Genomic DNA, 25,476 nt, shown 5'->3' on the forward strand with positions numbered 1-25,476 from the left:
CTGCGGGGCGCTGGAGCACGCAAGGATCCACACCTCCCGCGCGGGTGCATGTGGCGTGCTGTTCCTCAACGGTCGCGCACCAGCCGACGCACACGACTACTGCCGGAAGCTCGTCAGCCTGGCACTGGACGAGGCACCGGCTCTTGCCGGATGGTCTTTGTGCGACTGTGAACCTCTGCCTCCCCTCTGATGGTCACCACCCGGCACATTCGTGCCGGGTGCGCTTTGTGCCAGGCGCCAGGTATGGAACCGGTGTGAGCGCTCGGCAAGAATTCAAGGCATCCACCGACATGACAGAAATGAATCTGGAGCCTTGCCGTGCGTGCATCCACGTTCGTACGAATCATCCTGGCGCCCGCTCTCAGTGCGTTGATCCTTTTCTCAGGTGCACACGCGACACCTGCCGCAGTCGGACATCCGGTCACGGAATCAGCGGACGACCTCGGGTGGCAATAGGTTCAGGAACAGACGGACATTGCGTGCAACCCCCGTCGCCTCTGAATCTCGTACTCAGCTCCCAAAAGCGGCACCTTCGGTACAACTGAGAAAACTTCACACGGTTCCGCCACAATCTCATTGGTGCCCCTGACACTGTCCGTATGGGCAGCGTCAGGGGCAGCTACGTGAGCACCGAGTGTCCACGGTTGCGATCAATCTGGCTTTATCGCCCTGCTCAAGGCCACAACCACCGGGGTATTTCGGCCGCTGCTGGAGCGGTAGTCGAAGTGACCGAGATAGCACCGCGCTGGGCGAACTGAACGACCGCCAGCACACCGGCGGGCGCGCGTTCGACACCGTCGCGATCCGCCGCTCCGCCGGAATCGAGGTGTGCTTCGACCAGGGCCTCGTCGCGCTGCGTCACCCGGCACCGGACGAGCGTGCCGCGATCGCCGCCGAGCTCGGGCTCACCGCGAACGATCAGCATCCGACCGACGCGCCACGGATCGCCGCGCCCGGCGCACCACGCATGCTGGTACCCGTCCACGACCGGTCGGCGCTGCTCCGAGTCCGCTCCGCCCGCACTTCGGCAGGCTGACGGCGGCGTGCCGGCGGTACGGGCTCCTCGGCTGTTTCGTGTACGTACCGCCGGTGGGCGACCGACCGGGTGCGGCGCGGATGTCCGCGCCGGCGATCGGTGTGGACGAGGACGTCGCCAATGCCAACAGCACCGGTTGACTGGCCGCCCACGTGCTCGACACGACAGGGGCGCAGACGGTTGCGATCGAGGTGGAGCAGGGCGACACCCTCGGTCGGCCGGCCAGTGTGCTCGCTTCGGCCCGACGCGGGCCGGCGGGCATCACGACCCGGGTCGGCGGGTTGGCGGTGGTGCGCGACGGACACTGAGGCGACGTGGTAACCGGCATCCTTCTCGCACCACAGCGCGGGCGGGCCTCCGCCGTGTCAGTGGGCCTTGACGGGAAAGTCCGTGGCGGAAAGGGCTTCTTCCGTACGTGCGATGTCTCGCTGGGAGACCGCGAAGCAGGCGACGTAGGGGTGGGGCGGGGCTAGGTGCCCTCGGGCTTGTTGGGTGCAAGACCTGCTGTCCGGAAGGCATGCGCGGTGCGGTACGCCGGCTGCGGTACTGCTGCCGCATGGCCGAATAGAGGGGTTCGGGCAGTTCCAGGGCATGGACGGCCAGTTGCTGCAGTGGTGTGGGTGGGGTTACGGCTTCCAGCGAGTACTCGTCCGGCTTGGTGAGCCCGGCGCAGTATTCTTTCTCGATGAACTCTTCGTAGCGGTCGAGACGAGACTTCATAGAGTCGGTCAGCTCCCTTTCGCGATGACGAGTGTTCACGTGTCATCCAGTCGGCCTGACGGGCAGGCGCTGGCTGTGAGAAAAGGCCGTGTTAAGCGGCGCCTTGGCCGGATCATGCTGATCCCTTCGAGGAAACCGGACGTCAGGTGTCGGTATTGAGAGTGGCCCAAGGGCGGGATCACTGCGGCGAGATTGGGCAATGCGTGCACTCTCGAGGCGGGTTGTGATCCATACAACCCCCGAAGATCGGCCACGGTGGCGTCTCAATAAATGGACAAGCGCCCGCGAGGCTGGGATCGAAAGGCCCGTGGCCCCTGAACGGATGCTTGACCGGTGGCATGATGAGGCGGCATGACCACTCAGCTCATGGGCTTCATAGCCGCATCTCTTGTCATCATCGTGGTCCCCGGCCCCGACCTCGTTCTGTTACTGCGCAACGCGGCAACGGACGGTCGCCGGGGCGCGGCGGCAACAGCCGCCGGCATCATGCTCGGCAACGGCATCCTCGCGGCCGCGGCCGTCGCCGGCCTGACGGCACTGCTGACCGGCGCGCAGATGCTCTACACCGCACTCCGCATTGCCGGCGCCGTCTACCTTGCCTACCTCGGCGCACGGGCACTGATCGACTTCGTCCGGCACCGCAAGCAGCACGACGACGACCCGTCACCCATGAACCAAGCGCAACTGCTCACCGGCCACCGCAAGAAGGGCGCCGACCAAGCCTTCCGCCAGGGCCTCGTCAGCAATCTCCTCAACCCCAAGGTGGCGGCCTTCTACCTGTCGCTGTTCCCGCAGTTCGAACTGCCGGGCGTCCCCACCCTCACCCAGCACGTCATCATGGCGGGGCTCTTCTGGGGTCTGGCACTCATCTGGTACATCGTGGTCGTGACCGTCCTCGGCCACGTCCAGGCCCTCCTGCGCCGCCGCCGCGTCCAGCGCGGCATCACCGGCACCTCGGGAGTCGTCCTCGTCAGCCTCGGCGTGGCCATGGCCTTCCGGGACTGACGGCTGCCACCGGAGAGCTGCCCACCGGGTCCAAGCGGCGACCTCCGCGCACCACAGCGGGGGCGGGCTCCCGTACGGATCGCATGACGCCTCAGCGCCGGGCCAGTGCCAGCACGCTCAGGCCGAACATCAAAACGCCCAGGGGAACATGCATCGACGGGACGTGCGCGATGCCCAGCACCACCTGGAGCGAGGCGAGCACGAGGAAACCCGACGCGTACAGCACGGGCCGGACCGGGCCGCCGCCCGGCTTCCATGCCAGCACCGCGGCGAGGACGTACAGCATCGACGCCCCGTACATCACCCGGGCTCCGACGCTGTGCAGCGTCTCTCCGTAGGACGAGGTCAGCAGCAGTCCGGCGGAGAGCGCCTGAAGGAAGATTGTCAGCGTCTGCAGGGTGATCGCGACCTGCAGGAACGAGGAGGTGCGCCGTGCGCTCGCGGTCTTCGTCGTCTTCGTCGTCGTCTTCGTCGTCGGAACGGCCATGTCCCAGCCCCCCAGCAGATCGATAAGGTCTCACCAGTCCGACGACGCAAGGCTGCGAAAGGTAAGGCGAGGGGGCCGCCGGAACCATGGAAACTGCCGGGACAACAGCCGAGAGACGCCAACTGCTCAACCTGGCATACCGGTTGCTCGGTTCGGTCACCGAGGCCGAGGACGCCGTCCAGGACGCCTACGCCCGCTGGTACGGGCTGCCGCGAAGCCGGCAGGAGGAGATCCGCTCGCCCGGCGCCTGGCTGACGACGGTGACCAGCCGTATCTGCCTGGACCTGCTCGGCTCGGCACGGGCCCGCCGCGAACGCTACGTCGGCCCGTGGCTGCCCGGGCCGCTGCCCGACAGCGCCGAGTGGACCCGTGCGGTCGGCGCCGACCCCGTCGACCAGATCGTCGTGGACGAGTCCGTGACGATGGCCTTCCTCGTCGTCCTGGAGTCGATGACGCCCGCCGAGCGGGTGGCGTTCGTCCTGCACGACGTCTTCCGCTACCCGTTCGTCGAGATCGCCGGCGTTCTCGACCGGACCCCCGCGGCCTGCAAGCAACTCGCCTCCTCCGCCCGGCGGCGGGCGGGCGCCGCGCGCACCCCGGCCACGGCGACCGGCCGGGCCGGCGTGGTGCGGCAGATCAAGGAGGCCTGGGAAGCCAAGGACATCGCAGCCCTGGTCGGCCTCCTCGACCCGGCCGCCGTGATGACCGCCGACGGCGGCGGCATGGTCGGCACCGTCCTGCGCCCGGTCGAGGGCGGCGCCCGCATCGCCCAGTACATGGTCGCCATCGCCGACAAGGCCCCGGGGCTCGAACTCCTCGAACGATCGGTCAACGGCACGCCGGGCCTGGTGGCGCGGCGTGCCGGCGTCGTCGTGACCGTGGCCTCGTTCGACGTCTCCGACGGACGCGTCAGCCGGATCTGGGTGGTCCGCAACCCGGAGAAGCTGCGACCGTGGTCAGGGAGCGTTCGAAAATAAACAGCACCAAGGATCTACGTCCTCATATGCTCGGCGCATTCCCTTCCGGTGATCTTCCGGAAACCGAGTCATGCGAGGTGGAACAATGATTCTCCGTGCATTACCGCGCATCGCGGCATGGGCGACAACCGCCCTTTCCCTGGCAGGCATCGCCCTGGTCGGCACTCCGGCCACCGCAGTGGCGGCAGCAACAGGCGGCGGCTGTACCGGCCCCGCGACCAAACAGGCCTGCGTCAGCCTCGTGGACGACGGAGGCCACGGCGGCGACATCCTCTTCGAGGCCCGCAGCGACTGGCCCGAAGCGGGAGGCGACTGCCGCATGCGACTGGTGGCCTTCGACGACACCACCGGCTGGCAGTGGGAACGTGAACTGCGCCGCTGCGACCGGCCGCTGGAACAGATCTACAAGCTGCCCAATCCGACCCCCGGGCATGTGTACCGGGCGGAATTGCAGATCCTTCCCAACGGGAAGAATTACGCCTTCGCCGAGTTCGTGAAGAGCCCGGAGCTCACCTATTAGCCTCGACCTCTCATGGAGATCCGTCGGCTTTGCCGACGAACCTTTCTGCCGTGCCGGGCGATCGCGGAGGCCCGGGCGGCGGCAGGGGCGCCCTCCGCCGCAGGTCCGGTCGCACAAGGCATCGTGGTGTCCCTTGTTGGAGTGAGTCGGAGCGTGGCTGCTGGAGGTGCGGGAAGGCTGCTGCCGCTACCGGGACCTACCGGGACCTCGCGTGTCCGCCGCCGGACTGCCCGGCTTCCGCCGGAGAAGGGGACAGACATGATCCGGATCACCCGCACCCGTGTCGTGACTGCTGCGAGCGCCTTGGCCCTCGCGGTATCCGCGACCATCACCACCATTACCACCACGTCGGCGTACGCCGCCGACACCCTGCTGTGCTGTGATCAGGCCGTCGACACCAACAACCCGGCCGCGCAGAATTTCGCAGGCCAGTTCGGTGTCGACCTCTCCCGCACGGTCGGAGAAGTCGGCCTGCATTGCAGGCCGGTGGGGTCCGCCGGCGGTGCCGGGAGCTGTAGCGCCGCCTCCGTCCTCTGCGCCAACAACAACTTCGGAGGGGTCCTCGCGACAGGCTGCAGGCCCGGCGACGCGGACATGTGACCGGTTCGGCGCAGCCGCGGCAGCCTGCGCCGAACACCGTCCCGATGACGCGCAGGCCGCCGTGCCCTGGGCCCTCGGACCCGCGCCCGGCCGGCAACGTCCGGCGGCTGTGACGCCTGTCGTCGTGGAGTGATCGGCCCGCCCGTTAGGGTGAGCCGATCACGCACCTGATGACTTGAAAGGCCACGCAGCCCACCGTGACCGAGCACCGCCCGCACACCCTGTTCACCTTCGGCACCCTCAGGGACGAGCACGTCCAGACCGCCCTCTTCGGACGGCCCGTACCCAGCTCCCCGGCATCGCTGCCCGGGTACGCGACCAGGCCCCTTGCGATCACCGACCCGTCCGTCATCGCCACCAGCGGCCTCGACGTGCACCTGACCCTCGTGCGGAGGATCGGCGCCGAGGTCGAGGGCGCCGTACTGCACCTGACCGACGCCGAGCTCGCGGCCGCCGACGCCTACGAGGTCGACGACTACGCCCGCCGACGCGTCGTCCTCACCTCCGGCGAGAACGCCTGGGCCTACCTCGACGCCAACCCGCTGCGCGCCGCGGAACGCATCGTCATTGTGGGCGACAGCATCGCCTACGGCCGCTGCGACCCGCACGGCGGCTGGGCCTCCCGCCTGGCCACCGCCCACATCGCGCAGAACGAGACCGCACACCGCGTCTTCAACCTGGCCATCCCGGGCAGCACCCTGACCGACGTCGCCGAGCAGACCCCCGCCCTGCTGGCCCCGCGCCGCCCCGACACCCTCCTGGTCGCCGCCGGCATCAACGACTCGGCCGTCCCCGACGGTCTGAAGGCCCTCACCGACAACCTCGCCGCGCTGGCCGCCACGGCCCTGGCCCACACCGCACGCCTCGTCGTCATGGGCCCCACCTGGCTCGACGAGACCCGCACCGCCGACTACGAGGGCCTGTGCTTCACCCGTGAACGGGCACTGACCCTGCGCGAGGCCCTGCGCACCTGGTGCGAGGAGCACCACGTCGACTTCCTCGACATGTGGCAGCCCCTCCAGGACCGGCCCGACCTCTTCACCGACGGCCTGCACCCCGACACCGAGGGCCACGAGGCGCTCCACCACCACCTGAGCACACTCGCAGCGCAGTGAACGTACGACGCCTGAGAAGGCGGGCACGCCGGGCGGACGGGAAGGCGGCCCGCCTCGTCGGCGTGGGCAATGTGCTGCTGTGCGGTGTGCTCTTCCTCGTGGCCATCGGAGGCGTGGGGTTCTTCGAGGCCACCACGCGCGCGCAGGAGACGGCCTGGGCGGACGCCGCGGGCTCGGTGTACGGGTGCTGGCTCGCCGGCGGCCTGATGGTGTTCTCCGTCCTGGGCATGATGCGCACGCTGCTCACGCACCTGACGACGATGTTCCTCGTTCCCGTGGTCTCCCTCATTCTTGTTCTCCTGCTGGTGGGCTGACGGCCGGGTTGGCCCGGCACCGAAGAGGGCAGGATGGGGATCACGCCGACCGTGCTGTGCCCGGGGAATTCCGATGCCCCGCACAGCCCTGCAGGTGAAGGGAAGGGGAGGAACAGATGACTCGCATCGCCATCAACGGGTTCGGTCGCATCGGACGCAATGTGCTGCGCGTCTTACTCGAGCGCGACAGCGCACTCGACGTCGTCGCCATCAACGACCTGACCGAGCCCGCCGCCCTCGCACGGCTGCTGAAGTTCGACTCGACAGCGGGCCGACTCGGCCGCCCCGTGGAGGTCGACGGTGACACCCTCGTCGTCGACGGCCGGCGCATCAAGGTGCTGGCCGAGCGGGAGCCGGCGCAGCTGCCGTGGGCCGATCTCGGGGCCGGGATCGTGCTGGAGTCGACCGGCCGGTTCACGGCAGCCAAGGCAGCGAGCGCCCACCTCGGCGCGGGCGCGAAGAAGGTGCTGGTCAGCGCGCCGTCGGACGGCGCCGACGTCACGCTCGCCTACGGCATCAACACCGACATGTACGACCCGGCCGCGCACATGATCGTCTCGAACGCGTCGTGCACGACCAATGCGCTGGCGCCGCTGGCCAAGGTCCTCGACGACCTGGCGGGCATCGAGCACGGCTTCATGACCACCGTGCACGCCTACACCCAGGAACAGAACCTGCAGGACGGCCCGCACCGTGACGCCCGCCGTGCCCGCGCCGCCGCCGTCAACATCGCCCCGACGACGACGGGCGCGGCCAAGGCCATCGGCCATGTACTGCCGGGTCTGGACGGGAAGTTGTCCGGCGACTCGATCCGCGTACCCGTACCGGTGGGCTCCATCGTCGAGCTCAACACGCACGTCGCGCGCGAGGTGACGCGCAGCGAGGTGCTCGCGGCCTACCGTGCCGCGGCGCAGGGCCCTCTCGCGGGCATCCTGGAGTACTCCGAGGACGCGCTCGTGTCGTCCGACATCACCGGCAACCCGGCCTCGTCGATCTTCGACTCGGCCCTCACCCGCGTCGACGGCCGGTACATCAAGGTCGTCGCCTGGTACGACAACGAGTGGGGCTTCTCCCACCGCGTCGTCGACACACTCGAACTCCTCGCCGGCGGCTGACAGCGATCGGGGCGGCCGACGTCCAGCGCGTTCGCGGCGCTTTTTGCCGTGCGGTCCTCAAATCGTTTGGGCCGGACGGCCATGGGCTGCTACGGTCATCGCAGCCGTGAAGAGAACGCAAGGAGGTGAGAGACCCATGAAGGCTGTATCCGTATGGGTGCTCCCCCTTTCCGTCACGGTGGGTGGCTGACGAAGGTGTCGCCGGGAGCGCCTGGACAAGGCACTCCCGAGAGGCAACACCTATGAACTCTTTGCACCCCACCGTCCTGCGCGTTGCGGACACCCAGTGGCAGGCCGTGGAGGACGACCGCGTGGTCGGCTGCGGCGACACCTCGCAACGACCCGACGGGCGGCTCTTCATCAGCATCGACGCGTGGCACGAGACGGTCTTCGACCGCATCGCCCATGCGATGCTCGCCGACCTCCCCGCACCGCTGTACACCGTGGTCGACGAGGATGACCACGAGGCGGCGTCCGCCTGGGAACGGGCCGGATTCACCTTCGCACGCCGCGAGTGGGGCTGCCGCGTGCCCACCGACCCGTACATCACCGGGCTCGGCGCGGTACCGCTCCCGGACGGCGTGACGATCGTGCCTGCCGGCGAGGCCGAGGAAGGCCCGCTGCGTGCCCTGGACCGCGTCGTCCGCGACGAGGTCGAAGCCGCCGCCGGATGGCACACCATGCCCGCCGAAGTACTGCCCCGCCCGGCGGGGACCACCGTGATCGACCCGTCGAGGTACGCGGTGGCACAGCACGCCGGCCAGTACGTCGGACTGATCCGGGTGGCGTCGCTGCTCCGGCAGCCGCGGATCGGGCTCGTCGCCGTCCGCGCCGACCACCACCGCCGCGGCATCGCCCGGGCGTTGCTGGCCCACACCCTGGGCTCGCTGCACCGCGCCGGGAAGGCTTCGGCATGGGCCGAGGTGGACGAGTCCAACGCCGCGGCCACCGCCCTGTTCGAGGGCATCGGCGCCCGGCGCGCGGGCAGCACCGTGGAACTCGTCCGCCGCTGACGCAGCACACCGTCCGTCGCAGCACGAAGGACAGCAGGAAAGACAGCACGAATGACAGAACACAGGAAGTGAGAGTCATGACGAAAACATCAGGCGGTATCGATGTGGAGGGCACCGTCGTCGAGTGCCTGCGCAACGCCACCTTCAGGGTGGAGCTCGAGAACGGTCACACCGTGCTCGCCCACATCAGCGGGAAGATCCGCAAGAACTACATCAAGATCCTCCCTTTTGACCGGGTGCTCGTGGAACTGAGCCCCTACGACCTCACCCGCGGCCGGATCCGCTACCGCTACCGGTCATGACCACGAGCCCGGCCTCCCCTCCGTCCTGGGACGGCGCCGCCGTGCGGGGTCGTGTCGCCGCAATGGCGCGCGAGGACGCCGGACTGCGCCGCTTCGGCGCCGCAACCCACCGGTACCGGCTGCGCCCAGTGCTGGGGGAGGCGGACGTCCGGGCGTTCGAGCGCCGGCACGGCGTCGAACTGCCGGGCTCCTACCGCCGTTTCCTCCTGCACGTCGCCGACGGAGGAGCCGGCCCCCACCACGGGATCGTCGGGCTGACGGAGGACGTCGACGAGGACGAGGCACTCCACGACGTCCGGCAGGAGGACCTGCAGCCCGGCACCCTGGCCACGGCCTTCCCCCACACCCGCGCCCACCCCGGGCCCGGAAAGGGCGGCGAGGCCACGTACGCGGTGCACGGGACGCTCGTCATCGGCGAGATCGGCTGCGGGGCCTTCTCCCGGCTCGTCGTCACCGGCGCGCAGGCGGGCCGGGTGTGGTGCGACGACCCCCTGTGGGGCGGGCTCACGCCCGGGCCGGACTTCCGCGCCTGGTACGGGGCATGGCTGAACGGCCCCGAGGGCGCCCGGCCGGTGCCGGGCGCCCTGTGACCGACAACCGGAAGGCCTCAGCGGACGATCAGGGCCGTGGCCATCTGGCGGGGGCCCGTCGCGTCGGACGGACGGTTGACCACCTTCTCGCCCACGACCATCGTCGTCGAGCCGCCACCGTCGAGGTTGATGGCGTCGACCGCCCCCAGCGAGCGCGCCACCAGCGCCGATTCGCGGAAGGACAGGCCCTCGCTGTAGCCGGGACGGCGGCCGTCGACGGTGATCAGGAGCAGCGAGCCGTCCTCGGTGACGCCGGCGATCGTGCGCGGGTGCCGGTGGGTGGAGAAGTAGTCGAAGAAGCCCGGGTCGTCCGGGTGGTCGAAGCCCTCGGCCTCCGAGGGGATCTCCACACGCCCGTCGCGCAGCAGTTGCGGGCCGCCCGAGACGATGTCGGCGGGGCCGTCGCCGAGGGCGCGCAGGGAGCGGTGCGAGGCGGCGTCGTTCACGTCCTTGGTGACCGTCAGGACGCTGCCCGGCCGGGCGTGGTCGCGCAGCCAGTCGGCGCCGTCACCGGTACCGGCGAGCAGCGTCGTGCCGGCCGGAACCGCTCCGCCGCGGTGGTCGCGCAACTCGAGCACCGTGCCGTCCTTCGCGACGACCGCTGCCGCTCCGGCGCCCTCATGGGTGGGGCCGTAGAAGAAGCCCGTGTACTGGATGATCTCGGAGTCGTCCGTGCACTGCACGTCGTGCAGCGGCCGTTCGGTGGGCAGATCGCCGCCCACACCGCCGCAGTTGCGGATCTTGCCGGGCTGCCGGTTGATCCCGTCGACCTCGCGGTCGGCACCGTCCTCGGAGCGTACCCGCAGGTCGGTCGTGAACTGGCGGACCGACGGGCGGCGGTCGGGATCCACGGGCAGGACCAGGGCGCTGCGGCCGTTGACGGCCTCGCTGACCAGCTCGCCGTTGATGACGGACAGCCCGGCCATGTCACCGAACGTGCCGTCCTCCTCGTCGGAGCCGTAGCCCCCGTTGATCCCGGCGATGCCGCCGGTGCGCTTGACCATCTCGGCGACGGTCTCGGCGCCCGGCACCCGGTCCAGCGACTGCCGGGCCCGGACGCGGTCCCGGTGCGCGGCGTCGACCTTCAGGACGTCGACGACCCACGGGCCCGAACCGCTGCGGCCCCGGCCGTCCTCACCGGTGAAGTACGTACGGGACGGGTTGAACCCCGCCGTGCGCAGCTTCTGCACCAACTGGGCGGCGGCCGCCTTCTCGGTGAGGCTGCCGACCCGCACGCGCCAGCCCCACGGCAGGGAGGACGGCAGGTCCTGGGGGCGGTCGTCGACGCGGGTGACGGTGGGCGGGAAGCCGGCCTTCGCCAGGCGGTCGGCCAGGGCGCGGGCGGCGTCCTCGTCCCGCAGCAGGTCGACCTCGACCGTCCAGCGGTCGTTCGCGTCCGCACGGCCGCGCTCGATGTGGGTCCAGGTCACCCCGGGCGCGAGGTCGCTCGTGCGGCGGGTCTCGGGAAGGTTGTAGGCGCCCAGCGGCAGGCCGCTCGCGGCCCGCGGCGCCGCCGCCTGGGCCCGTCCGGCCGCGGCGGGAGCGACGAGCACCAGCGCGGCGAGGCCGGCTGCGAGCGCGGCCCCGGGCGTGCGTCTGATCTTCACCACGTTCTCTCTCCTGCCCTGTCGATGGCATGACACATACGCCTCGTCACCTCGCAGTCTTCGCGGGCGGTGTGACGCCCGCGCGAACGCTCAGGTCGCAACGGCGTACGGGGAGGCAAACAGGGATGCTGTGCGTGCAGAGGGGTGGGGGGACTGCGGTGAACCAGGAAACACCGTAGTCCTCGGGGACCACCGCGTCAGCAACTGCCGCAGCGGGTCACGGGTGCAGTCGCGGGCGCGCGCCCGCTGCCGCGACCCCGGGCGCCCCGGGCCTCCCGCGAGCCCCGGGCGCCGCAGGCTCCTGCCGGACCCGGGAGGGAACGCGGGCCGGCGTCAGGCCCGCAGGCGCGGCCCGGCCGCCGTCGCCGTCGCCGTCGCCGCTGCCGTCCGTCGGACGGCCGCCCGCAGCGCCGCGGCGCAGGCGTAACCGACCACGCAGCCGGCCGTGTTGGAGAGCAGGTCGTTGATGTCGGCCGTCCGGCCCGAGGACGTGAGGTACTGCGTCGTCTCGATGGCGAGCGAGCCGGCGAAGCCGCAGGCGACCGCGCTCGCCAGGCGCGTGCCCGCGCTCGCCAGCAGCAGACCGCCGGGGACGAACATGAGCACGTTGAGGAAGAAGTCCCAGGTGTCGGCGGGGTTCGAGACGTCGAGCAACTTCAGGTTCACCGCCTGCCCGCCGCCGGAGCGCGTGCCGAAGGTCAGACCCACCACGCCGGCCACCCACAACCACCCCAGCGCGGTGCACACGCGGTGCGACACCCGCCGGGGGCGCCCCAGCAGGAACGTCACCGCAGCGAGGACGACGCAGCCGAGCACGCCGACGGTCAAAGCCAGGGCAAAGGACACGATGTTGCTCTTTCCTCGACAGCGAATGCCGAGGAAAGAGACGCAACGGGAGAAAAGCCCAGTTCTCGGATGAACGGTGACCTGGCTCACGCACGCCTCGACGCAGCAGCGTACGAAGTCCCGCACCTGCGCACGGCCGTCGCCTCCCCGGCCCTGGCGACGGCCGCCCCGTGAGCGCTCACCGGTCGCGGGTGAGCGCGAGCAGGGCCATGTCGTCGGTGATGCTGCCCCCGGTGTGCCGGGTGACATCGGCCAGCAGCGCGTCGAGCAGCTCCTCCGGCCCGCGGAAGCGACGGCCGGTCAGCGCGGCGACGGGGTCGTAGAAGGCGCCCGAGCGGTCCTTGGCCTCCGTCAGGCCGTCCGTGTACAGCAGCAGGGTCGCCCCCGGCGGAAAGGCCATGACATCGGCCGCCTCCCCGTCGGGCCCCAGCGATGCCAGACACAGGGGCAGCGCCGGATCGGACGGCTCCGCGCAGCGCACCTCGCCGTCCGGCCGCAGCAGCAGCGGCGCCGGGTGGCCGCGGTTGACCAGGAGCACCTCGTCGCCCGCGTACGGGATCTGGGCCAGCACGGCGGTGACGAACCCCTCCGTCTGCTCCAGCCCCGCGCGCTCCGCCGCCTCGCGCACGAGAGCCCGTTCGAGCCGGGCCGCGATACCGGTGAGCGACGGCTCGTCCTCCGCGGCCTCGCGGAAGACCCCGAGGGCCACGTCGACGGCCTTGACCGCCTGCATGCCCTTGCCCCGCACGTCCCCCACCAGGCAGCGCACGCCGTACGGGGTCTGCTGCACCCCGTACAGGTCGCCCCCGATCTGCGCCTCCAGCACGGCCGACTGGTAGCGCACGGCGATGCGCACCGGACCCAGGCGCGACGGCGGATGCGGCAGGACGGCGCGCTGCACCGCGAGGGCGACCTCGCGCGCGGACTGCAGCCGGACGTCCCGGTAGTGCATGAGCCGACTGACGACGACGGCGAGGGCCGAGACCGTGGCGACCGTCGCCAGCTCGCTGCGGCCGCCGGATTCGTCGAGGAAGCCGAAGTGCGCGAGCACCAGCGCGTCGGCGATGCACGCGCCGATGCCCGCCAGGATCGTGGCGCGCAGTGACAGCAGGGCGGCGGCCGTCATCGGCGCGGCCGTGTAGACGGCCTCCAGGCTGAAGTGCGGTGGGGTGTTGACGTCGATGAGGGCGCCGCCGACCAGCATCACGACCGGAACCAGCGGCAGGTGGCGCAGGAACCAGCGCATCACGGCGGTGCGCCCCGCGCTCGGTGCCCTCACGTACCCGCTCCCGGTGTGTTGGTGCCGTACGCCCCGCAGGCCCAGCATCCGTCGGAGGGCCCACGGCTGCCAGCGGTGGGACGGCGTCCGGGTGAACCGGGCCGCCCGCCCGCCATGGGCGCCACCCGGAGGCCGCCCAGCGGGCGGTGCTGCCCACGCCGCCGGAGCGGAACCGGGCGCCGCCACGGCGCCCCGTAGGGGCGCGGGGAACTGCGCGACAAGCCAGGACGTGCCCGCAGTCGACCCCCGGGGGGTGGCGTGTCAGCTGCGGGCCGTCGCGGGTTGATCGCGCAGTTCCCCGTGCCCCTTACGGGGCGCCGTGGTGGCGCGTGACGACGATCTGCCGGCACGCCCTAGGCGAAGGTGAGCAGGATCGCCACCGTGTCGCCCTCGGCGTCCAGGCACTCGGTCGTGTTGGAGCCGTCCGGGCTGACCAGGACGCCCAGCACGGTGCCGGTGCCGGCCTCGTCCGGGATCATCAGCCAGTCGTTCGTGAAGTCCCCCTCGACCGGCTCCACCGGCCAGTCGGCGGGGTCCACCGAGGCGCGCTGGAGCATCTCGCGGAGGTTCTCCAGCATCCAGTCGTCGCCCTCCGCGGCGCGCGCGTGCAGGGTGGCCCAGGCGCGCTTGAGTATTGCGGTGCCCGGCTCGATCCAGGTGCTGCTGGGGTTCGCGTGCACCACGGCCAGGCCGGACGGGGTCGCCACGCGCTCGCCCCAGTCCTGCGTCCGGACCGGGACGGTCTCGCCGGGGTGCACCAGGACCGCCACCGGCACGCCGGGCGCGTCCTCGTGGGAGACCAGGTAGACCGGCGTGCCGCCGGGCCGCATCGGGAAGCCCTCGCCCTCCGGCCCCAGCGGGTCGTAGATCGTGCCGTGGCCGGCGGCTCCCTGGATCAGGCCGAGCCGCTCGATCCGCCAGCCGTCGACGGTCCGCTCCTTCACGGACGGATCGGCCAGGGCCGTGCTCAGCGCGGGCAGGTACTCGTACTCGTCATCGTCGTAGGACATCCGGTCTTCCCCAGAACTCGTAGGTGACGGGGAGCGTAGACCGTGCCACTGACACACCGGTGACCGCCCCGGGGCGGCCTTCACCCGGTACTCGCGCCCTTTCGCTCGGTCTCCCCGGCGGTGGCCAGCCACAGGAACAGCGGCGGCAGGAGGAGTTCGGTGCCGGTGAGGACCACCTGGAACCAGTGCGGTGACCCGTGGGAGAGCAGGGACAGCAGCCGGCCGCCACCGCCGAGCAGCAGCAGGCCCGCCAGCCACCGGACGGCCCGGGCCGGGATCGGCGACTGCCGGGCGACGTGGATCCAGGCAAGGCCGTAGCCCATGAAGATCGCGCCGTAGAAGCGTTCCCGGCTGTCGACGGTCGCGCCGGCAAGGCCCTCCCCGGGGACGGAGCCGACCCCGGTGACGAGGTGCACGGCGCCGATCGCCGTGCAGGCGACGCCCATGACGATCAGGAGCCCTCTGAGCAGTCCGGTCACGACCCGCCCCCCTTAGTAGACACGTATCTACTAGCCTGGGAACGAACGTACGACACCGCTCGAACGGGCGTCAACTAGCCTGGGGACGTGACCACTCGGAGCCGGCTGACCCCTGCAGCGCGCCGCCACCAGCTGCTGACGGTGGCGGCGCAGCTGTTCGCGGCCCGGCCGTACGACGACGTCCTCATGGAGGACGTGGCCCAGCGGGCCGCCGTCTCCCGGGCCCTGCTCTACCGCCACTTCCCGAGCAAGCGCGACCTCTTCGCGGCGGTCTACCGGCAGGCCGCCGACCGGCTCCTGGACGCGACACCGATCGACCGGTCCCTGCCCCTGATCCCCCAAGTGCGTGCGGGACTCGATGCCCACATCGACTACTTCGCCGACAACCGTCACACCGTGCTCGCCGCGAATCGCACACTCGCGGGCGACCCCGTCATCCAGGCCGTCGTCCTCGGTGAGATGACCGTGCTCAGCGAACGCCTGGCCGGTGCGGCCGCCTTCGCCGCGGTGCCCGCCGAGCTGATGTCGGCCGTCCTCATGAGCTGGCTGGCCTTCGTCCGTGCCCTGTGCGTGGAATGGCTCACCCGGCGGATGTGCTCCCGCGAGGAACTGCGCGAGACGTGCCTCGGCGCCCTGACGGGCGCACTCGCCCCCCTCGTCGGCCCCTCCCCGTGAGGACGCCTACTGCCGCTCGCGGCCGTGGTGGGCGAAGGGATGGTGGTGCTGGTGGAGGGGCAGCGGTTCGCCGCGGCGGATCGCGCCCGGGGCGCGGCGGGCGGGGTGGTCGGCCCGGCGGGAGGAGCTCAGCTGCCAGGGCACGCTGGTGACCATCACGCCGGGGGTGAACAGCAGCCGGCTCTTGAGCCACAGCGCGGACTGGTTGTGCAGGAAGTGCTCCCACCAGTGGCCCACCACGTACTCGGGAATGAAGACCCCCACCACGTCCCGGGGGCTCTCGCGCCGGATGGAGCGCACGTACTCCACGACGGGCCGGGTGATCTCCCGGTAGGGGGAGGCGAGCACCTTCAGTGGGACGTCGGCGTCCAGGGCCGTCCACTGTCCCTGCAGGGCCTTGGTCTCCTCCCGGTCCACCGAGACGGTCAGCGCCTCCAGGTGGTCCGGGTGCAGGGCCCTGGCGTAGGCCAGGGCCCTCAGCGTCGGCTTGTGGATCGTGGAGACCAGGATGATCGCCACCACGCGCGTGGGGCGCACGAGTTCGGCCCGCGGGTCGCCCACGGCCAATTCTGCGGCGACCGCGTCGTAGTGCCGGCGGATGCCGCGCATCGTCGTCCACAGCACGGCCGCGGCCACGACGGCCAGCCACGCGCCCTGCACGAACTTGGTGGCCAGCACGATCACCAGCACCAGGCCCGTGACGACGGCGCCGGTGGCGTTGATGACCCGTGCCGTCAGCCCCCGCCGCCGCAGGGCCGCATCGCCCTCCTCGCGCAGCTCGCGGTTCCAGTGCCGGACCATGCCCGCCTGGGAGAGTGTGAAGGAGGTGAAGACGCCCAGGATGTAGAGGTGGATGAGGCTGGTGACGTCCGCCTTGTAGAACCACAGCAGCAGCACGGCGGCCAGTGCCAGGGCGATGATGCCGTTGGAGAACGCCAGCCGGTCGCCGCGGTTGTGCAACTGGCGGGGCAGGTAGCGGTGCTGGGCGAGGATCGAGGCCAGCAGGGGGAAGCCGTTGAAGGCGGTGTTCGCGGCCAGGATCAGCACCAGGGCGGTGGCCGCCTGGACGAAGTAGAAGCCGGCACTGTGCTCGCCCCCGAAGATCGCCGCGGCCAGCTGGGCGATGACGGTGCGCTGGGTGTACGCGCCGCAGTCGCCCGGCAGGCCGGTCAGCCGGCAGGAGTTGTCGGTGATGTGCACCTTCGTCAGCAGTGCCAGGGCCGTCACGCCCACGAACATGGTCACCGCGATGGCACCCATGATGCTCATCGTGGCGGCCGCGTTCCTCGACTTGGGCTTGCGGAACGCCGGCACGCCGTTGGAGATCGCCTCCACGCCCGTCAGGGCCGTACAGCCGCTGGAGAATGCGCGCAGACACAGCATGACCAGCGCGAAGCCGGCCAGCCCCGCGTCGCGCGGATCGGGCGCGATGCCGAAGCCGGCGCTCTCCGCGACGGGTGCGTGCCCCAGCGCCCAGCGGACCAGCCCCGTGCCGACCATGATCAGCACACCGGTGATGAACAGGTACGTCGGCGCCGCGAAGGCCTGGCCGGACTCCCGTACGCCCCGCAGGTTCACCCCCGTCAGCAGGGCCACGAAGCCCACCGCCATCACCACGCGGAAGTCCGCCAGCTGCGGCACGGCCGAGATGATGTTGTCCACGCCCGAGGCGACGGAGACCGCCACCGTCATCACGTAGTCGACCAGCAACGACGCCGCGACCACCAGGCCGGCCGAGGGGCCCAGGTTCCGCGAGACCACCTCGTAGGAGCCGCCGCCGCTCGGATAGGCGTGCACCACTTGGCGGTACGACAGCACCACCACCGCCATCAGCGCCACGACCGCCGCGGCGATCCAGGGCGTGAAGTGCAGGTACGCCATGCCGCCCAGGGTCAGCACGAGCAGGATCTCCTGCGTGGCGTACGCCACCGACGACAGCGGGTCGGAGGCGAAGATCGGCAGCGCCAGCCGCTTGGGCAGCAGCGTCTCGCCCAGCTCCTCACTGCGCATCGCCCGGCCGATGGCCAGCCGTTTCACAAGCCCCGTCAGGTTGATCACGAGGCCGAGCCTAGGTCGTACGGTCCGTATGTACGGTGATTTGCCCCCCTGCTCAGCGCGTCAGCGGCTGCAGCCGGAACACCCGTACGCCCCGGCCCGCGGCCCGGGCCGCATACACGTCGTACACCGGCAGCACCGTAAGGATCCGGGCGCGCTCCGCGTGCTGCGCCGCGGGGGAGAGCAGGTGGGCGCGCACCGGGTGGGCCACGCCCCGCCAGGTGACCGTGGCGCGCGGGGTGTGCAGCAGGTTGGTGCTCCAGTGCGGGTGGCGGGGGCGGCCGAAGTTGGTCGCCGCGACCAGCCAGCCGCCGTCGTGACAGCGGTACGCGCACAGGGGCGTCAGGTGCGGCCGGCCGCTGCGGTGCCCGGTGGTGGTGAGCACGACGGTCGGCAGGACCAGCCGGCTGGGCAGCAGCCGGCCGCCCGTCAGCCGGTGCACGGCCCGGTCCAGGCGCGGCAGCACGTGCGGCGCGAGCAGCAGGAACGCACGGCCGGCCCCGACCCGGGCGAGGACCGGGTGCACGGGCCGGTCGCCTCCGCTCCCGCGGCCGCTCATGCGCCCGGCCAGGCGGAGAAGGCGCGCTCGGCCAGGGCGGTGACGGTCAGCGCCGGGTTGCAGCCGAGACCGGCCGGAACGACCGAGGCGTCGGCGACGTGCAGCGTGGGGTGGCCGTGCACCCGGTGATACGGGTCGGCGACGGACGTGCGCGGATCGGTGCCGAGCGGGCAGCCGCCCGTCAGGTGCGCGGTGAAGGGCAGGCCGAGCAGGCGGCTGCACCACAGGCCGTAGGCGCTGCCCCCGATGTGCGTAGCGAACGCCCGCGCGAGAGCGTCGGCGGCCGGCAGCCGGGCGGGCTCGCCGGGGCCGTCGTCCGGCACGAGGGCCAGGCGCCCGTGGCGCAGCCGGCCGGTGAGCGAGGACGGCCGGGCCTCCATCGCCAGCAGCAGCGCCGTGCGCCGGCCGAAGCCGCGCACGGGCCAGTGGGCCAGGGCGCCCGGACCGGCCCCGGCCAGCGGGGAGAGCAGGGCGGACAACGGGTGGCCGGCGCCGCCGACCCGGCACAACTGCACCACCGTCGCCGCATCGGCCCGCAGCTGCGAGCCGACCGCGACACCGGGGCCCACGTCGAAGCCGGGGGCCGCGACGGCCAGGAGCACTTCGCGGTTGGTGCAGGTCCGGGTGCCCAGCGCCGGCCCGATGCCGGGCAGCGCACCGGCGGCACGGCAGCGGAGCAGCAGCTCGGGCGTCCCCCACGCGCCGGCGGCCAGCACCACATGGTCCGCACGCAGGTCGCCGCCCCGGCGGCAGGGCGGGCCGCCGGTGGGCGCCGTGCGCACCCACCAGCCGCCGTCCGGGCGCGGGGCCAGCGCCGTCACGGTGGTCAGGGGCAGGATGCGGGCGCCCAGCCGCCCGGCCAGATGCAGATAGTTCTTGACCAGGGTGTTCTTCGCCCCCACCCGGCAGCCCAGGACACAGCGCGCACAGCGGGTGCAGCCGGTGCGGCCGGGTCCCCGCCCGTCGAAGTACGGATCCGGCACGGGCCGGCCGGGGGAGTCGAGCACGATGCCCACCCGCGTGGGCCCGAAGGAGCCGCCCACCCCTACGTCCCCGGCGACCCGGCGCAGTACCGCCTCACCCGCGCCGTCCGTGTCGGGCAGCGGCGCCGGGGCGGCGCCCAGCATGCGCTCGGCCACCGCGTAGTGCGGGGCCAGTTCGGCCGCCCAGTCCACCGCCGGGTCCCACCCGGCGCAGCGGAAGGCCTGCACTGCGGGCCGGTGCAGCACCCCGGCGTACGCCAGCGAACCGCCGCCCACCCCCACGCCCGTGAGCACCAGCAGGTTGCGCAGCACCCGCACCCGCAGAATGCCGCGCAGGCCGAACCGAGGAGCCCACAGCAGGCGGTGCACCTGCCACGGGGAGGCGGCGAAGTCGCCGTCGGCGAAGCGGCGGCCGGCCTCCAGGACCGTCACCCGGTACCCCCGCTCCGCCAGGCGCAGCGCGGCCACCGAACCGCCGAAACCGGAGCCCACCACGATGACGTCCCCGACCGTCATGACGGGTATGTACCCATGAAGGCGGGGAAACCTCACGGACCGTCCCCTGGGGGTGCCGATGGACGTCCCGACGGCTCCCGGCGCACTGCCGCTCATCGGCCACGGCGCCGAGCTGTGGTTCCGTCCCATGGACTTCGTCGCCGGGATGAACGAGCTGGGCCCCCTCGTCCGCTTCCGCCCCGGCCTCCACCCCTCCTACCTCGTCACCGACCCGGGGCTGCTGCACCACCTCCTGGTCACCGGGGCCCGCGACTTCGTCAAGGGCCGCCTGACGGACACCGCCGGGCCGCAGATCGGCGTCAGCCTGGTGATGGACATGAGCTTCGAGGGCCTGACCCCCTTCGCCGCCCACCGCCGCCACCGCCGGGCGATCCAACCGGCCTTCCACCCCGAGCGGCTGGCCGCGCGGACGGCCCTGGTCGCGCGCGTGACCCGCCACCGGCTCGCCCACTGGCGGCCGGGGCTGCGGCTGCGGCTGGAGAAGGAACTGCTGGCCCTGTCCAACGAGGTCAACGCGCTGGTCTTCTGCGGCGAACCGGCAGCCGCCGTGGCCGGCGCCCTCGCCGGCGTCCAGCGCAACCTCACTCCCGGCCTGTACTGGCGCTCGGTCGCCCCGCGCTGGACCGACTCCCTGCCCGTACCCGGCACCGGCGGCTTCCTGCGGGCCCGCGACCGGCTGCGCGCCGCGATCCGCGCAGCCCTGCACGAACGCCGCACCGACCCGCGGCGCGACGACGGCGACGTTCTGTCCGCCCTGGCCCGTGCCCGCTACGCCGACGACGACAGCGGCCTGGACGACGAGCAGATCGTCCACGAGTTCGTCTTCTACCTCATTGCCGCCGCCCACGGCATCGGCGACATCCTTCCCTGGGTCTTCCACGAACTGGCCGCCCATCCGGACGTCGAGCGCCGGCTGCACGACGAACTCGACACCGTCCTGGCCGGCGAGGACGTGACCGCCGAGCACCTGCCGCACCTGGTGTACACGCGCCGGGTGCTCTCCGAGGCACTGCGGCTGTACCCGCCCGTGTGGCTGCTCGCGCGCCGCGCCCTCGAAGCCGTCGATCTGGGAGGCGTGTTGCTGCCGGCCGGTACGGAACTGGTCTTCAGCGCCTATGGAATGCACCGCCACCCGCGTCACCACACCGACCCGCTGCGCTTCGACCCCGACCGGTGGCTGCCCGAGCGGGCGGCGCTGCTGCCGCGGTGCGCCTACGTGCCCTTCGGGGCCGGGCCCCGCAAGTGCATCGGCGACCGGTTGTCCCTGCATCAGATGCTGACCGTGGTCGCCACCGTCGCCACCCACTGGCGGCTGCGGGCCGTGCCCGGGTCCCACCCGCACCCGTCGGCGCGCGTCTTCCTCTCCCCGCGCTGCGTCGAAATGCTCTGCGCACCGCGCGTCAGCCGGCGATGAGCAGCACCGCCGCCGTCAGCCCCGCACCGAGCAGGCCGCCGGCCCACACCTGGGCCGTCGTGTGTGCGCCCAGGCGAATCCGGGCCCACCCGACGACCACCGGCAGGGGTGCCAGGAGCGCGCACACCGGGTCCACGCGCAGCGTCAGCAGGGCCACGCTGCCCGCGGCCGCGCAGGTGTGCAGCGAGACCTTGCCGAAGCGGGTGCACAGCACGAACGCCGCCCCGCCGGCGGGCGCCAGGGCGCCCGGCACCAGCACGTCGCGCGGTGCGCCCGCACGCAGGCAGGCCAGCCACACCACGGCCGCGGCCGCCGAGGCGCAGGTCAGCGGCAGCGGGCGCTCGGCGCGCCGGCTCACCTCCAGGTCCGACCACCAGCCGCACCGCACGCCGAGAGCCATCACCGCCACGCCCACGACGCCGCACACCGCGGCCGCACCGCCCCACACCAGCCCCGCGTAACCGGGCCGGCCGGCGTGCCAGCTCACCGCGCAGCCGGCAGCCACCGGCAGCACGGGCGGCGAGAGACAGCGCGCGGTGTGGCGGGCCAGCCGGTCGGCGGCGCGAGGGGTGGAGGGCGGTGGGGTCATGTCGTTCAACGACCCTATCGCCAGACATAGTTGGTGGTTTCGCCTCTTCGGGTGGTTTGAGGTGTGAGGGGCGCCGGTGCGGCCGAGACTCCCCTCGGCGTGCGGGAGCGCGAGGTGAGGAGGCGCCGTGCCTCGTCGAGGTGCCCGGGCCGCGAAGCGGCGGATATCCGTGGCCAAGTGGCTGCTGCGTGGGACCTTTCGCATGGCCGCGGACGCCGATGCCCGGCGCCCTGCAGCGGCAGGGAGCGGCCATGGGCCGCGCCACGTGGCGCTCATCATGGACGGCAACGGCCGCTGGGCGGCGCGGCGCGGCCTGCCGCGCGCGAGCGGACACGAGGCCGGCCTGCGCGCGGTGCGGTCCGTGCTGGACGGTGCGCTGGAGGAGGGCATCGCGTACCTGTCGCTGTTCGTCTTCTCCACCGAGAACTGGAACCGGCCCTCTGCCGAGGTGAACGCCTTGATGCGGCTGGCCGAGGAGGCCTCGGACTCCTTCGAGGAGTACGTGGAGCGCGGAGTGCGCCTGCGGTGGCTCGGCTCGAAGGACCGGCTGCCCCCCACCGTGATCGGCGCGCTGCACGAGGCGGAGGAGCGCACCCGGGCGGGCCGGGCGATGACCGTGGCCTTCTGCTTCAACCACGGCGGCCGTGACGAGATCGTGCGCACCGCGGCCGTGCTGGCCCGCCGTGCCGCCGCCGGACGGCTGGACCCGGAGGCCATCGACGAGCCGCTCTTCGCCCGGCACCTGCCGCTGCCGGACCTCCCCGACATCGACCTGCTCATCCGCACCTCCGGCGAGCAGCGCCTGTCCAACTTCATGCTCTGGCGCGCCGCGTACGCGGAGTTCTTCTTCGTCGACACCCTGTGGCCCGACTTCACGGGCGATCAACTGAGGGCCGCCGTCGCGGCGTTCGCCGCCCGCAAGCGCCGCTTCGGCACCGTCTGAGCCACTAGAGACGTGTCCGGCGCCCCGTAAGGGGCGCGGGGAACTGCGCGATCGGCCACCGACGAGCCTGCAGTCGACGCACCGCCCTCGGGGTCGGGGCGCAGCACGGCACACTCCATCTGCGGGCGCGTCCGGGCTTGTCGCGCAGTTCCCCGCGCCCCTACGGGGCGCGGTCACCGTGCGATCGTCAGCCCGGCGGCGCGTACCCGGCCGCCGCCGACAGCCACGCTGTCCGCGCTGAGGGTGACGTCGGTCAGCACTAGCGCGGGGGCGACCGCCGCCGGCAGCGGGGCATCGGCGGTGGCGTGCACCGGAAGGACACCCAGGAGCCGGGCATCCAGGCGGGTGAAGTCCCCCTCGATGCCGCCGATCAGCTCGGCGTGCGCGAGGTACGCCGCGGTCGGCCGGCCGGCGGTGCGCACGGTCACCACCGCGTCGGTGAGCGTGGCGCGCTCCAGACGGCAGTGCAGCACCGGGTGCCCGGCGGCGCGGCGGCGGATACAGCCGGCCGGGCCCGTCACCGCCCTGCGGGCGACCAGCATGACCGGCGCGACCGCGACGTCGTCGGCGCCCACGCGCGGCGGAAGGGCCCGGGCGTCCGGGGCCGTGCAGACCAGCAGCGCACACAGCACGGCGGCGCCGGCCCTCACCCCGCTTCCCGCTCGGGCGGCAGCCACGCGAACCCCCACACCCCGCCCGCCCCCGCGAGCAGGCTGCCCAGCAGCATCCCGCCGGCGTTGCAGGTGACCAGGGCGAGAAGGGCCAGCGCCAGCACCATCAGCCCGACGGGCGTGTGCAGCCCCGGGTGCGTGGCCAGCATCACCGCGGCCACCAGCAGCGGCACGCTGGTGGAAAGCCCGGCCCCGGCCACCACGCCGGCGACCTGAACGGCCGCCGGGAAGCCCGTGAACGGCAGCCACAGCAGCTCCAGCGCACCGAGCACGGCCAGCACCGCCGCGCCCAGCGGCCGGCCACGTCGCCAGGCCCCGAACCGCCGCCGCGCCGCCCTGGCCCTCGTCAGGAGCACTCGTGCCGGCCCGCCTCGATGCCGACGTCCACGTCGCTCAGCCGGAAGGTGCCCGCCGTGGCCAGCCAGGAGGTGAACTCCGGCCGTTCGACCGTCACATGGCGCGTACGGGCACCGACGCCGCCCTCCGGCAGCACGCCGACGCGCAGGTCCTCGAAGACGGTCTCCCGGCCGCGCACCCGATCGGTGTTGACGACGATGCCGGTGGCCAGCACGGGCCTCATGCGCCCGGCGCTGCCGCGCAGCGTCACCGGCCCGAAGGGGGTGGGCACGAGCAGGCTGGCGCACAGGCCCTTGAGCCAGGCCCGGTCGGCGGTCACCACGCCGACCGGGTGCCGGGCACCGTCGTGCTCCACGAGCACGTCGGTGCGCTCGCTGAAGCCCTCGCCCTCCAGCCGCTCGCCCGTCAGCTTGAACGCGCCGCCGGAGGCCGCGGCCGAGACCGCCAGCACCCCGTCGGCCGTGGCCGCGAGCAGCCCGCAGGCCGCGGCCAGCGCGGCACCGCCCGCCACCACCAGCCGCGCCCGGTTCACCCTGCGTCCGCGCGTCCTCCTCGCCCGCTGCACGCCCTTTCCAACGGACGGGCGGCGGCCGCGGTGACGGCGGTCCGAGGGCGCCCGGGGGACCGGCAGGGCCGTACGGAGCGCGGGGGAGCGCACATGGCAGGCGCCGCGCCCACGGGTGTGACGGACGACGCGCGCGGTTCCCGGGGGCCGGCCCCGGCCTGCGGCGCTCCCCGTCCGGCCCGATGATGGAAGCCGTAAGGGGAAGCCGTAAAGGGAAGCGGACCGGCCGACGGAAGGGACCCGCGGATGCGCGTGAGCGGACCCGTGCTCGTCGACGTCACCCGCGCCGCCGTGAGCCCGCACGCCGTCGCGTGGGCGGCCGACGAGGCCGCCTGGCGCGGGCTGCCGCTGCACCTGGTGCACGCCCAGGAGTGGCCCACCGGCAAGCCGCCGCGCGGCGGACCGGGACAGGAGCCGCCCTCGTGGGTCACCCACTTCCGGGCGACCGGGGAGGCCCTGCTGCAGGACGCCCTGGAGACGGCGCTCATGCGCCACCGCGGGCTGGAGCTCGTCCCCTCCCTGGTGGCCGGGCGGCGGGTGCACGTGCTGCGCGAGGCCGCCGAGTCGGCGGGGATGCTGGTGCTCGGGGCCCGCCGGTACACGGGCGTGGACACCCTGTTCACCCCGGGCGACAAGAGCGACGCCCTGATCGGCCACCTGGCCTGCCCGGTGGTCCTGGTGCCCGAGCCGACCGCCGGGCTGCCCGCGGACGCGCCCGTCGTCGTCGGCGTGGACGGTTCGCCCGCCTCGGACCTCGCCGTCGCCCTCGCCTTCGAGGAAGCGGCCCTGGCCGGCACCGGGCTGGTCGCCGTCGACGTGCGCCGGCCGCGCGACGCGGAGCTGCCGGAGTTCCTCGACGCGTCGCGGCTGGTGCTCTCCGAGGCGCTCGCCGGCCACTGCGCGCAGTACCCGGAGGTGCAGGTCCGCCGGGAGGTCCTCACCGGGGACCCGGCCGGGATGCTCGCCTCCGCCGCCCGCCGCGCCCGCTGCCTGGTGGTCGGGGCGCGGGGCCGGGGCGGCTTCCGGGGCATGCTGGCGGGCTCCACCAGCCGCACCCTCGCCCACCGGACGGAATGCCCGCTGATCGTCGCACCCCCGCCGCAGGCTACCGGGCACGGCTGAACGCCGGGGCGG

Annotated in this window: 28 protein-coding genes; 15 read left to right on the forward strand and 13 right to left on the reverse strand. The window is 72.5% G+C overall.

Features of this window, described 5'->3' with window-relative positions; translation table 11 throughout:
• Positions 1–634: 634 nt before the first annotated feature.
• The gene (locus AB0K17_RS06950; protein WP_365982351.1) at positions 635–1,036 is read left to right on the forward strand and encodes a hypothetical protein; all 402 of its coding nucleotides are present in this window, start codon (positions 635–637) and stop codon (positions 1,034–1,036) included.
• A gap of 1,071 nt (positions 1,037–2,107) precedes the next feature.
• Positions 2,108–2,761 (forward strand): LysE family translocator, encoded by a 654-nt coding sequence (locus tag AB0K17_RS06955; RefSeq protein ID WP_365982352.1) that lies wholly within the window; start codon positions 2,108–2,110, stop codon positions 2,759–2,761.
• Between the two features lie 91 nt (positions 2,762–2,852).
• On the opposite strand, the gene AB0K17_RS06960 is transcribed toward AB0K17_RS06955, so the two are convergent.
• Positions 2,853–3,248, reverse strand: a complete 396-nt coding sequence (locus AB0K17_RS06960) for a hypothetical protein (protein WP_365982353.1) — start codon at positions 3,246–3,248, stop codon at positions 2,853–2,855.
• A gap of 86 nt (positions 3,249–3,334) precedes the next feature.
• Between AB0K17_RS06960 and sigJ the strand changes: the two genes are divergently transcribed.
• The 9 genes from sigJ (at position 3,335) to AB0K17_RS07005 (ending at position 9,794) form a co-directional block, all read left to right on the forward strand.
• The gene (sigJ, locus tag AB0K17_RS06965; RefSeq protein WP_365982354.1) at positions 3,335–4,225 is read left to right on the forward strand and encodes an RNA polymerase sigma factor SigJ; all 891 of its coding nucleotides are present in this window, start codon (positions 3,335–3,337) and stop codon (positions 4,223–4,225) included.
• An 85-nt stretch (positions 4,226–4,310) separates the two neighbouring features.
• Positions 4,311–4,745 (forward strand): hypothetical protein, encoded by a 435-nt coding sequence (locus tag AB0K17_RS06970; protein ID WP_365982355.1) that lies wholly within the window; start codon positions 4,311–4,313, stop codon positions 4,743–4,745.
• A 258-nt stretch (positions 4,746–5,003) separates the two neighbouring features.
• Entirely contained in the window at positions 5,004–5,345 is a 342-nt protein-coding gene (locus AB0K17_RS06975; RefSeq protein ID WP_365982356.1) for a hydrophobin family protein, read from the forward strand.
• A 197-nt stretch (positions 5,346–5,542) separates the two neighbouring features.
• The gene (locus tag AB0K17_RS06980; RefSeq protein WP_365982357.1) at positions 5,543–6,460 is read left to right on the forward strand and encodes a GDSL-type esterase/lipase family protein; all 918 of its coding nucleotides are present in this window, start codon (positions 5,543–5,545) and stop codon (positions 6,458–6,460) included.
• Positions 6,457–6,774 (forward strand): hypothetical protein, encoded by a 318-nt coding sequence (locus AB0K17_RS06985; protein ID WP_365982358.1) that lies wholly within the window; start codon positions 6,457–6,459, stop codon positions 6,772–6,774. Before AB0K17_RS06980 ends, AB0K17_RS06985 begins: the two co-directional genes overlap by 4 nt.
• Before the next feature lie 116 nt (positions 6,775–6,890).
• Entirely contained in the window at positions 6,891–7,889 is a 999-nt protein-coding gene (gap, locus tag AB0K17_RS06990) for a type I glyceraldehyde-3-phosphate dehydrogenase (RefSeq protein WP_365964608.1), read from the forward strand.
• A 242-nt stretch (positions 7,890–8,131) separates the two neighbouring features.
• Positions 8,132–8,902: a GNAT family N-acetyltransferase gene (locus AB0K17_RS06995; protein WP_365982359.1), complete on the forward strand. Its 771-nt coding sequence runs from the start codon at positions 8,132–8,134 to the stop codon at positions 8,900–8,902.
• Positions 8,903–8,979: 77 nt separating this feature from the next.
• Positions 8,980–9,204, forward strand: a complete 225-nt coding sequence (gene infA / locus AB0K17_RS07000; RefSeq protein WP_365964606.1) for a translation initiation factor IF-1 — start codon at positions 8,980–8,982, stop codon at positions 9,202–9,204.
• Entirely contained in the window at positions 9,201–9,794 is a 594-nt protein-coding gene (locus AB0K17_RS07005; RefSeq protein ID WP_365982360.1) for an SMI1/KNR4 family protein, read from the forward strand. Before infA ends, AB0K17_RS07005 begins: the two co-directional genes overlap by 4 nt.
• Positions 9,795–9,811: 17 nt before the next feature.
• Here the strand turns inward: AB0K17_RS07005 and AB0K17_RS07010 are convergent, their stop codons facing one another.
• The 5 genes from AB0K17_RS07010 to AB0K17_RS07030 form a co-directional block, all read right to left on the reverse strand.
• On the reverse strand, positions 9,812–11,404 hold the full coding sequence (locus AB0K17_RS07010; RefSeq protein WP_365982361.1) for a phosphodiester glycosidase family protein: 1,593 nt from the start codon (positions 11,402–11,404) through the stop codon (positions 9,812–9,814).
• 330 nt (positions 11,405–11,734) lie between these two features.
• Complete coding sequence (locus tag AB0K17_RS07015; protein ID WP_365982362.1) at positions 11,735–12,247, reverse strand: VanZ family protein; 513 nt, start codon at positions 12,245–12,247, stop codon at positions 11,735–11,737.
• A 178-nt stretch (positions 12,248–12,425) separates the two neighbouring features.
• Positions 12,426–13,526, reverse strand: coding sequence for a PP2C family protein-serine/threonine phosphatase (locus AB0K17_RS07020; protein WP_365982363.1), 1,101 nt, complete (start codon positions 13,524–13,526; stop codon positions 12,426–12,428).
• A 353-nt stretch (positions 13,527–13,879) separates the two neighbouring features.
• Entirely contained in the window at positions 13,880–14,536 is a 657-nt protein-coding gene (locus AB0K17_RS07025) for a hypothetical protein (protein ID WP_365982364.1), read from the reverse strand.
• An 80-nt stretch (positions 14,537–14,616) separates the two neighbouring features.
• Positions 14,617–15,015, reverse strand: a complete 399-nt coding sequence (locus AB0K17_RS07030) for a DUF4345 domain-containing protein (protein ID WP_365982365.1) — start codon at positions 15,013–15,015, stop codon at positions 14,617–14,619.
• A gap of 87 nt (positions 15,016–15,102) precedes the next feature.
• Here AB0K17_RS07030 and AB0K17_RS07035 point away from each other — a divergent pair, with 87 nt between their 5' ends.
• Positions 15,103–15,690, forward strand: coding sequence for a helix-turn-helix domain-containing protein (locus AB0K17_RS07035; protein ID WP_365982366.1), 588 nt, complete (start codon positions 15,103–15,105; stop codon positions 15,688–15,690).
• A 6-nt stretch (positions 15,691–15,696) separates the two neighbouring features.
• Here AB0K17_RS07035 and AB0K17_RS07040 read toward each other — a convergent pair whose 3' ends face one another.
• The 3 genes from AB0K17_RS07040 to AB0K17_RS07050 are packed head-to-tail and all read right to left on the reverse strand — an operon-like array spanning position 15,697 to position 19,803.
• A complete protein-coding gene (locus tag AB0K17_RS07040; RefSeq protein WP_365982367.1) occupies positions 15,697–17,748 on the reverse strand; it encodes an APC family permease in 2,052 nt (683 codons plus the stop codon).
• A 52-nt stretch (positions 17,749–17,800) separates the two neighbouring features.
• A complete protein-coding gene (locus tag AB0K17_RS07045) occupies positions 17,801–18,304 on the reverse strand; it encodes a nitroreductase family deazaflavin-dependent oxidoreductase (protein WP_365982368.1) in 504 nt (167 codons plus the stop codon).
• Positions 18,301–19,803 (reverse strand): GMC family oxidoreductase, encoded by a 1,503-nt coding sequence (locus tag AB0K17_RS07050; RefSeq protein WP_365982369.1) that lies wholly within the window; start codon positions 19,801–19,803, stop codon positions 18,301–18,303. Before AB0K17_RS07050 ends, AB0K17_RS07045 begins: the two co-directional genes overlap by 4 nt.
• Before the next feature lie 58 nt (positions 19,804–19,861).
• Here AB0K17_RS07050 and AB0K17_RS07055 point away from each other — a divergent pair, with 58 nt between their 5' ends.
• Positions 19,862–21,217 carry a cytochrome P450 gene (locus AB0K17_RS07055; protein ID WP_365982371.1) on the forward strand — a complete coding sequence of 452 codons (1,356 nt, stop codon included), beginning with the start codon at positions 19,862–19,864 and terminating at the stop codon, positions 21,215–21,217.
• Here AB0K17_RS07055 and AB0K17_RS07060 read toward each other — a convergent pair.
• Positions 21,204–21,806 carry a phosphatase PAP2 family protein gene (locus AB0K17_RS07060; protein WP_365964594.1) on the reverse strand — a complete coding sequence of 201 codons (603 nt, stop codon included), beginning with the start codon at positions 21,804–21,806 and terminating at the stop codon, positions 21,204–21,206. The two genes, AB0K17_RS07055 and AB0K17_RS07060, sit on opposite strands and share 14 nt — an antisense overlap.
• A gap of 127 nt (positions 21,807–21,933) precedes the next feature.
• On the opposite strand from AB0K17_RS07060, the gene uppS reads away from it, so the two are divergent.
• Positions 21,934–22,749: a polyprenyl diphosphate synthase gene (gene uppS / locus AB0K17_RS07065; RefSeq protein WP_365982372.1), complete on the forward strand. Its 816-nt coding sequence runs from the start codon at positions 21,934–21,936 to the stop codon at positions 22,747–22,749.
• Between the two features lie 173 nt (positions 22,750–22,922).
• Here the strand turns inward: uppS and AB0K17_RS07070 are convergent, their stop codons facing one another.
• The 3 genes from AB0K17_RS07070 to AB0K17_RS07080 are packed head-to-tail and all read right to left on the reverse strand — an operon-like array spanning position 22,923 to position 24,309.
• Positions 22,923–23,426: a hypothetical protein gene (locus AB0K17_RS07070; RefSeq protein WP_365982458.1), complete on the reverse strand. Its 504-nt coding sequence runs from the start codon at positions 23,424–23,426 to the stop codon at positions 22,923–22,925.
• A complete protein-coding gene (locus AB0K17_RS07075; RefSeq protein ID WP_365982373.1) occupies positions 23,396–23,776 on the reverse strand; it encodes a DUF6114 domain-containing protein in 381 nt (126 codons plus the stop codon). Before AB0K17_RS07075 ends, AB0K17_RS07070 begins: the two co-directional genes overlap by 31 nt.
• Complete coding sequence (locus AB0K17_RS07080) at positions 23,767–24,309, reverse strand: DUF6230 family protein (RefSeq protein ID WP_365982374.1); 543 nt, start codon at positions 24,307–24,309, stop codon at positions 23,767–23,769. Before AB0K17_RS07080 ends, AB0K17_RS07075 begins: the two co-directional genes overlap by 10 nt.
• Before the next feature lie 285 nt (positions 24,310–24,594).
• On the opposite strand from AB0K17_RS07080, the gene AB0K17_RS07085 reads away from it, so the two are divergent.
• Entirely contained in the window at positions 24,595–25,464 is an 870-nt protein-coding gene (locus AB0K17_RS07085) for a universal stress protein (RefSeq protein WP_365982375.1), read from the forward strand.
• Positions 25,465–25,476 lie beyond the last annotated feature (12 nt).

Source organism: Streptomyces sp. NPDC049585, assembly GCF_040675615.1.
GTDB lineage: Bacteria > Actinomycetota > Actinomycetes > Streptomycetales > Streptomycetaceae > Streptomyces > Streptomyces luteosporeus.

What these genes read in the sequence shown, in the direction of transcription:
- AB0K17_RS06955 (WP_365982352.1), top strand. Translation starts at nt 2,108, where the DNA reads ATGACCACTCAGCTCATGGGCTTCATAGCCGCATCTCTTGTCATCATC.
- AB0K17_RS06960 (WP_365982353.1), bottom strand. Translation starts at nt 3,248, where the DNA reads ATGGCCGTTCCGACGACGAAGACGACGACGAAGACGACGAAGACCGCG.
- sigJ (WP_365982354.1), top strand. Translation starts at nt 3,335, where the DNA reads ATGGAAACTGCCGGGACAACAGCCGAGAGACGCCAACTGCTCAACCTG.
- AB0K17_RS06970 (WP_365982355.1), top strand. Translation starts at nt 4,311, where the DNA reads ATGATTCTCCGTGCATTACCGCGCATCGCGGCATGGGCGACAACCGCC.
- AB0K17_RS06975 (WP_365982356.1), top strand. Translation starts at nt 5,004, where the DNA reads ATGATCCGGATCACCCGCACCCGTGTCGTGACTGCTGCGAGCGCCTTG.
- gap (WP_365964608.1), top strand. Translation starts at nt 6,891, where the DNA reads ATGACTCGCATCGCCATCAACGGGTTCGGTCGCATCGGACGCAATGTG.
- AB0K17_RS06995 (WP_365982359.1), top strand. Translation starts at nt 8,132, where the DNA reads ATGAACTCTTTGCACCCCACCGTCCTGCGCGTTGCGGACACCCAGTGG.
- infA (WP_365964606.1), top strand. Translation starts at nt 8,980, where the DNA reads ATGACGAAAACATCAGGCGGTATCGATGTGGAGGGCACCGTCGTCGAG.
- AB0K17_RS07005 (WP_365982360.1), top strand. Translation starts at nt 9,201, where the DNA reads ATGACCACGAGCCCGGCCTCCCCTCCGTCCTGGGACGGCGCCGCCGTG.
- AB0K17_RS07025 (WP_365982364.1), bottom strand. Translation starts at nt 14,536, where the DNA reads ATGTCCTACGACGATGACGAGTACGAGTACCTGCCCGCGCTGAGCACG.
- AB0K17_RS07045 (WP_365982368.1), bottom strand. Translation starts at nt 18,304, where the DNA reads ATGAGCGGCCGCGGGAGCGGAGGCGACCGGCCCGTGCACCCGGTCCTC.
- AB0K17_RS07050 (WP_365982369.1), bottom strand. Translation starts at nt 19,803, where the DNA reads ATGACGGTCGGGGACGTCATCGTGGTGGGCTCCGGTTTCGGCGGTTCG.
- AB0K17_RS07055 (WP_365982371.1), top strand. Translation starts at nt 19,862, where the DNA reads ATGGACGTCCCGACGGCTCCCGGCGCACTGCCGCTCATCGGCCACGGC.
- AB0K17_RS07060 (WP_365964594.1), bottom strand. Translation starts at nt 21,806, where the DNA reads ATGACCCCACCGCCCTCCACCCCTCGCGCCGCCGACCGGCTGGCCCGC.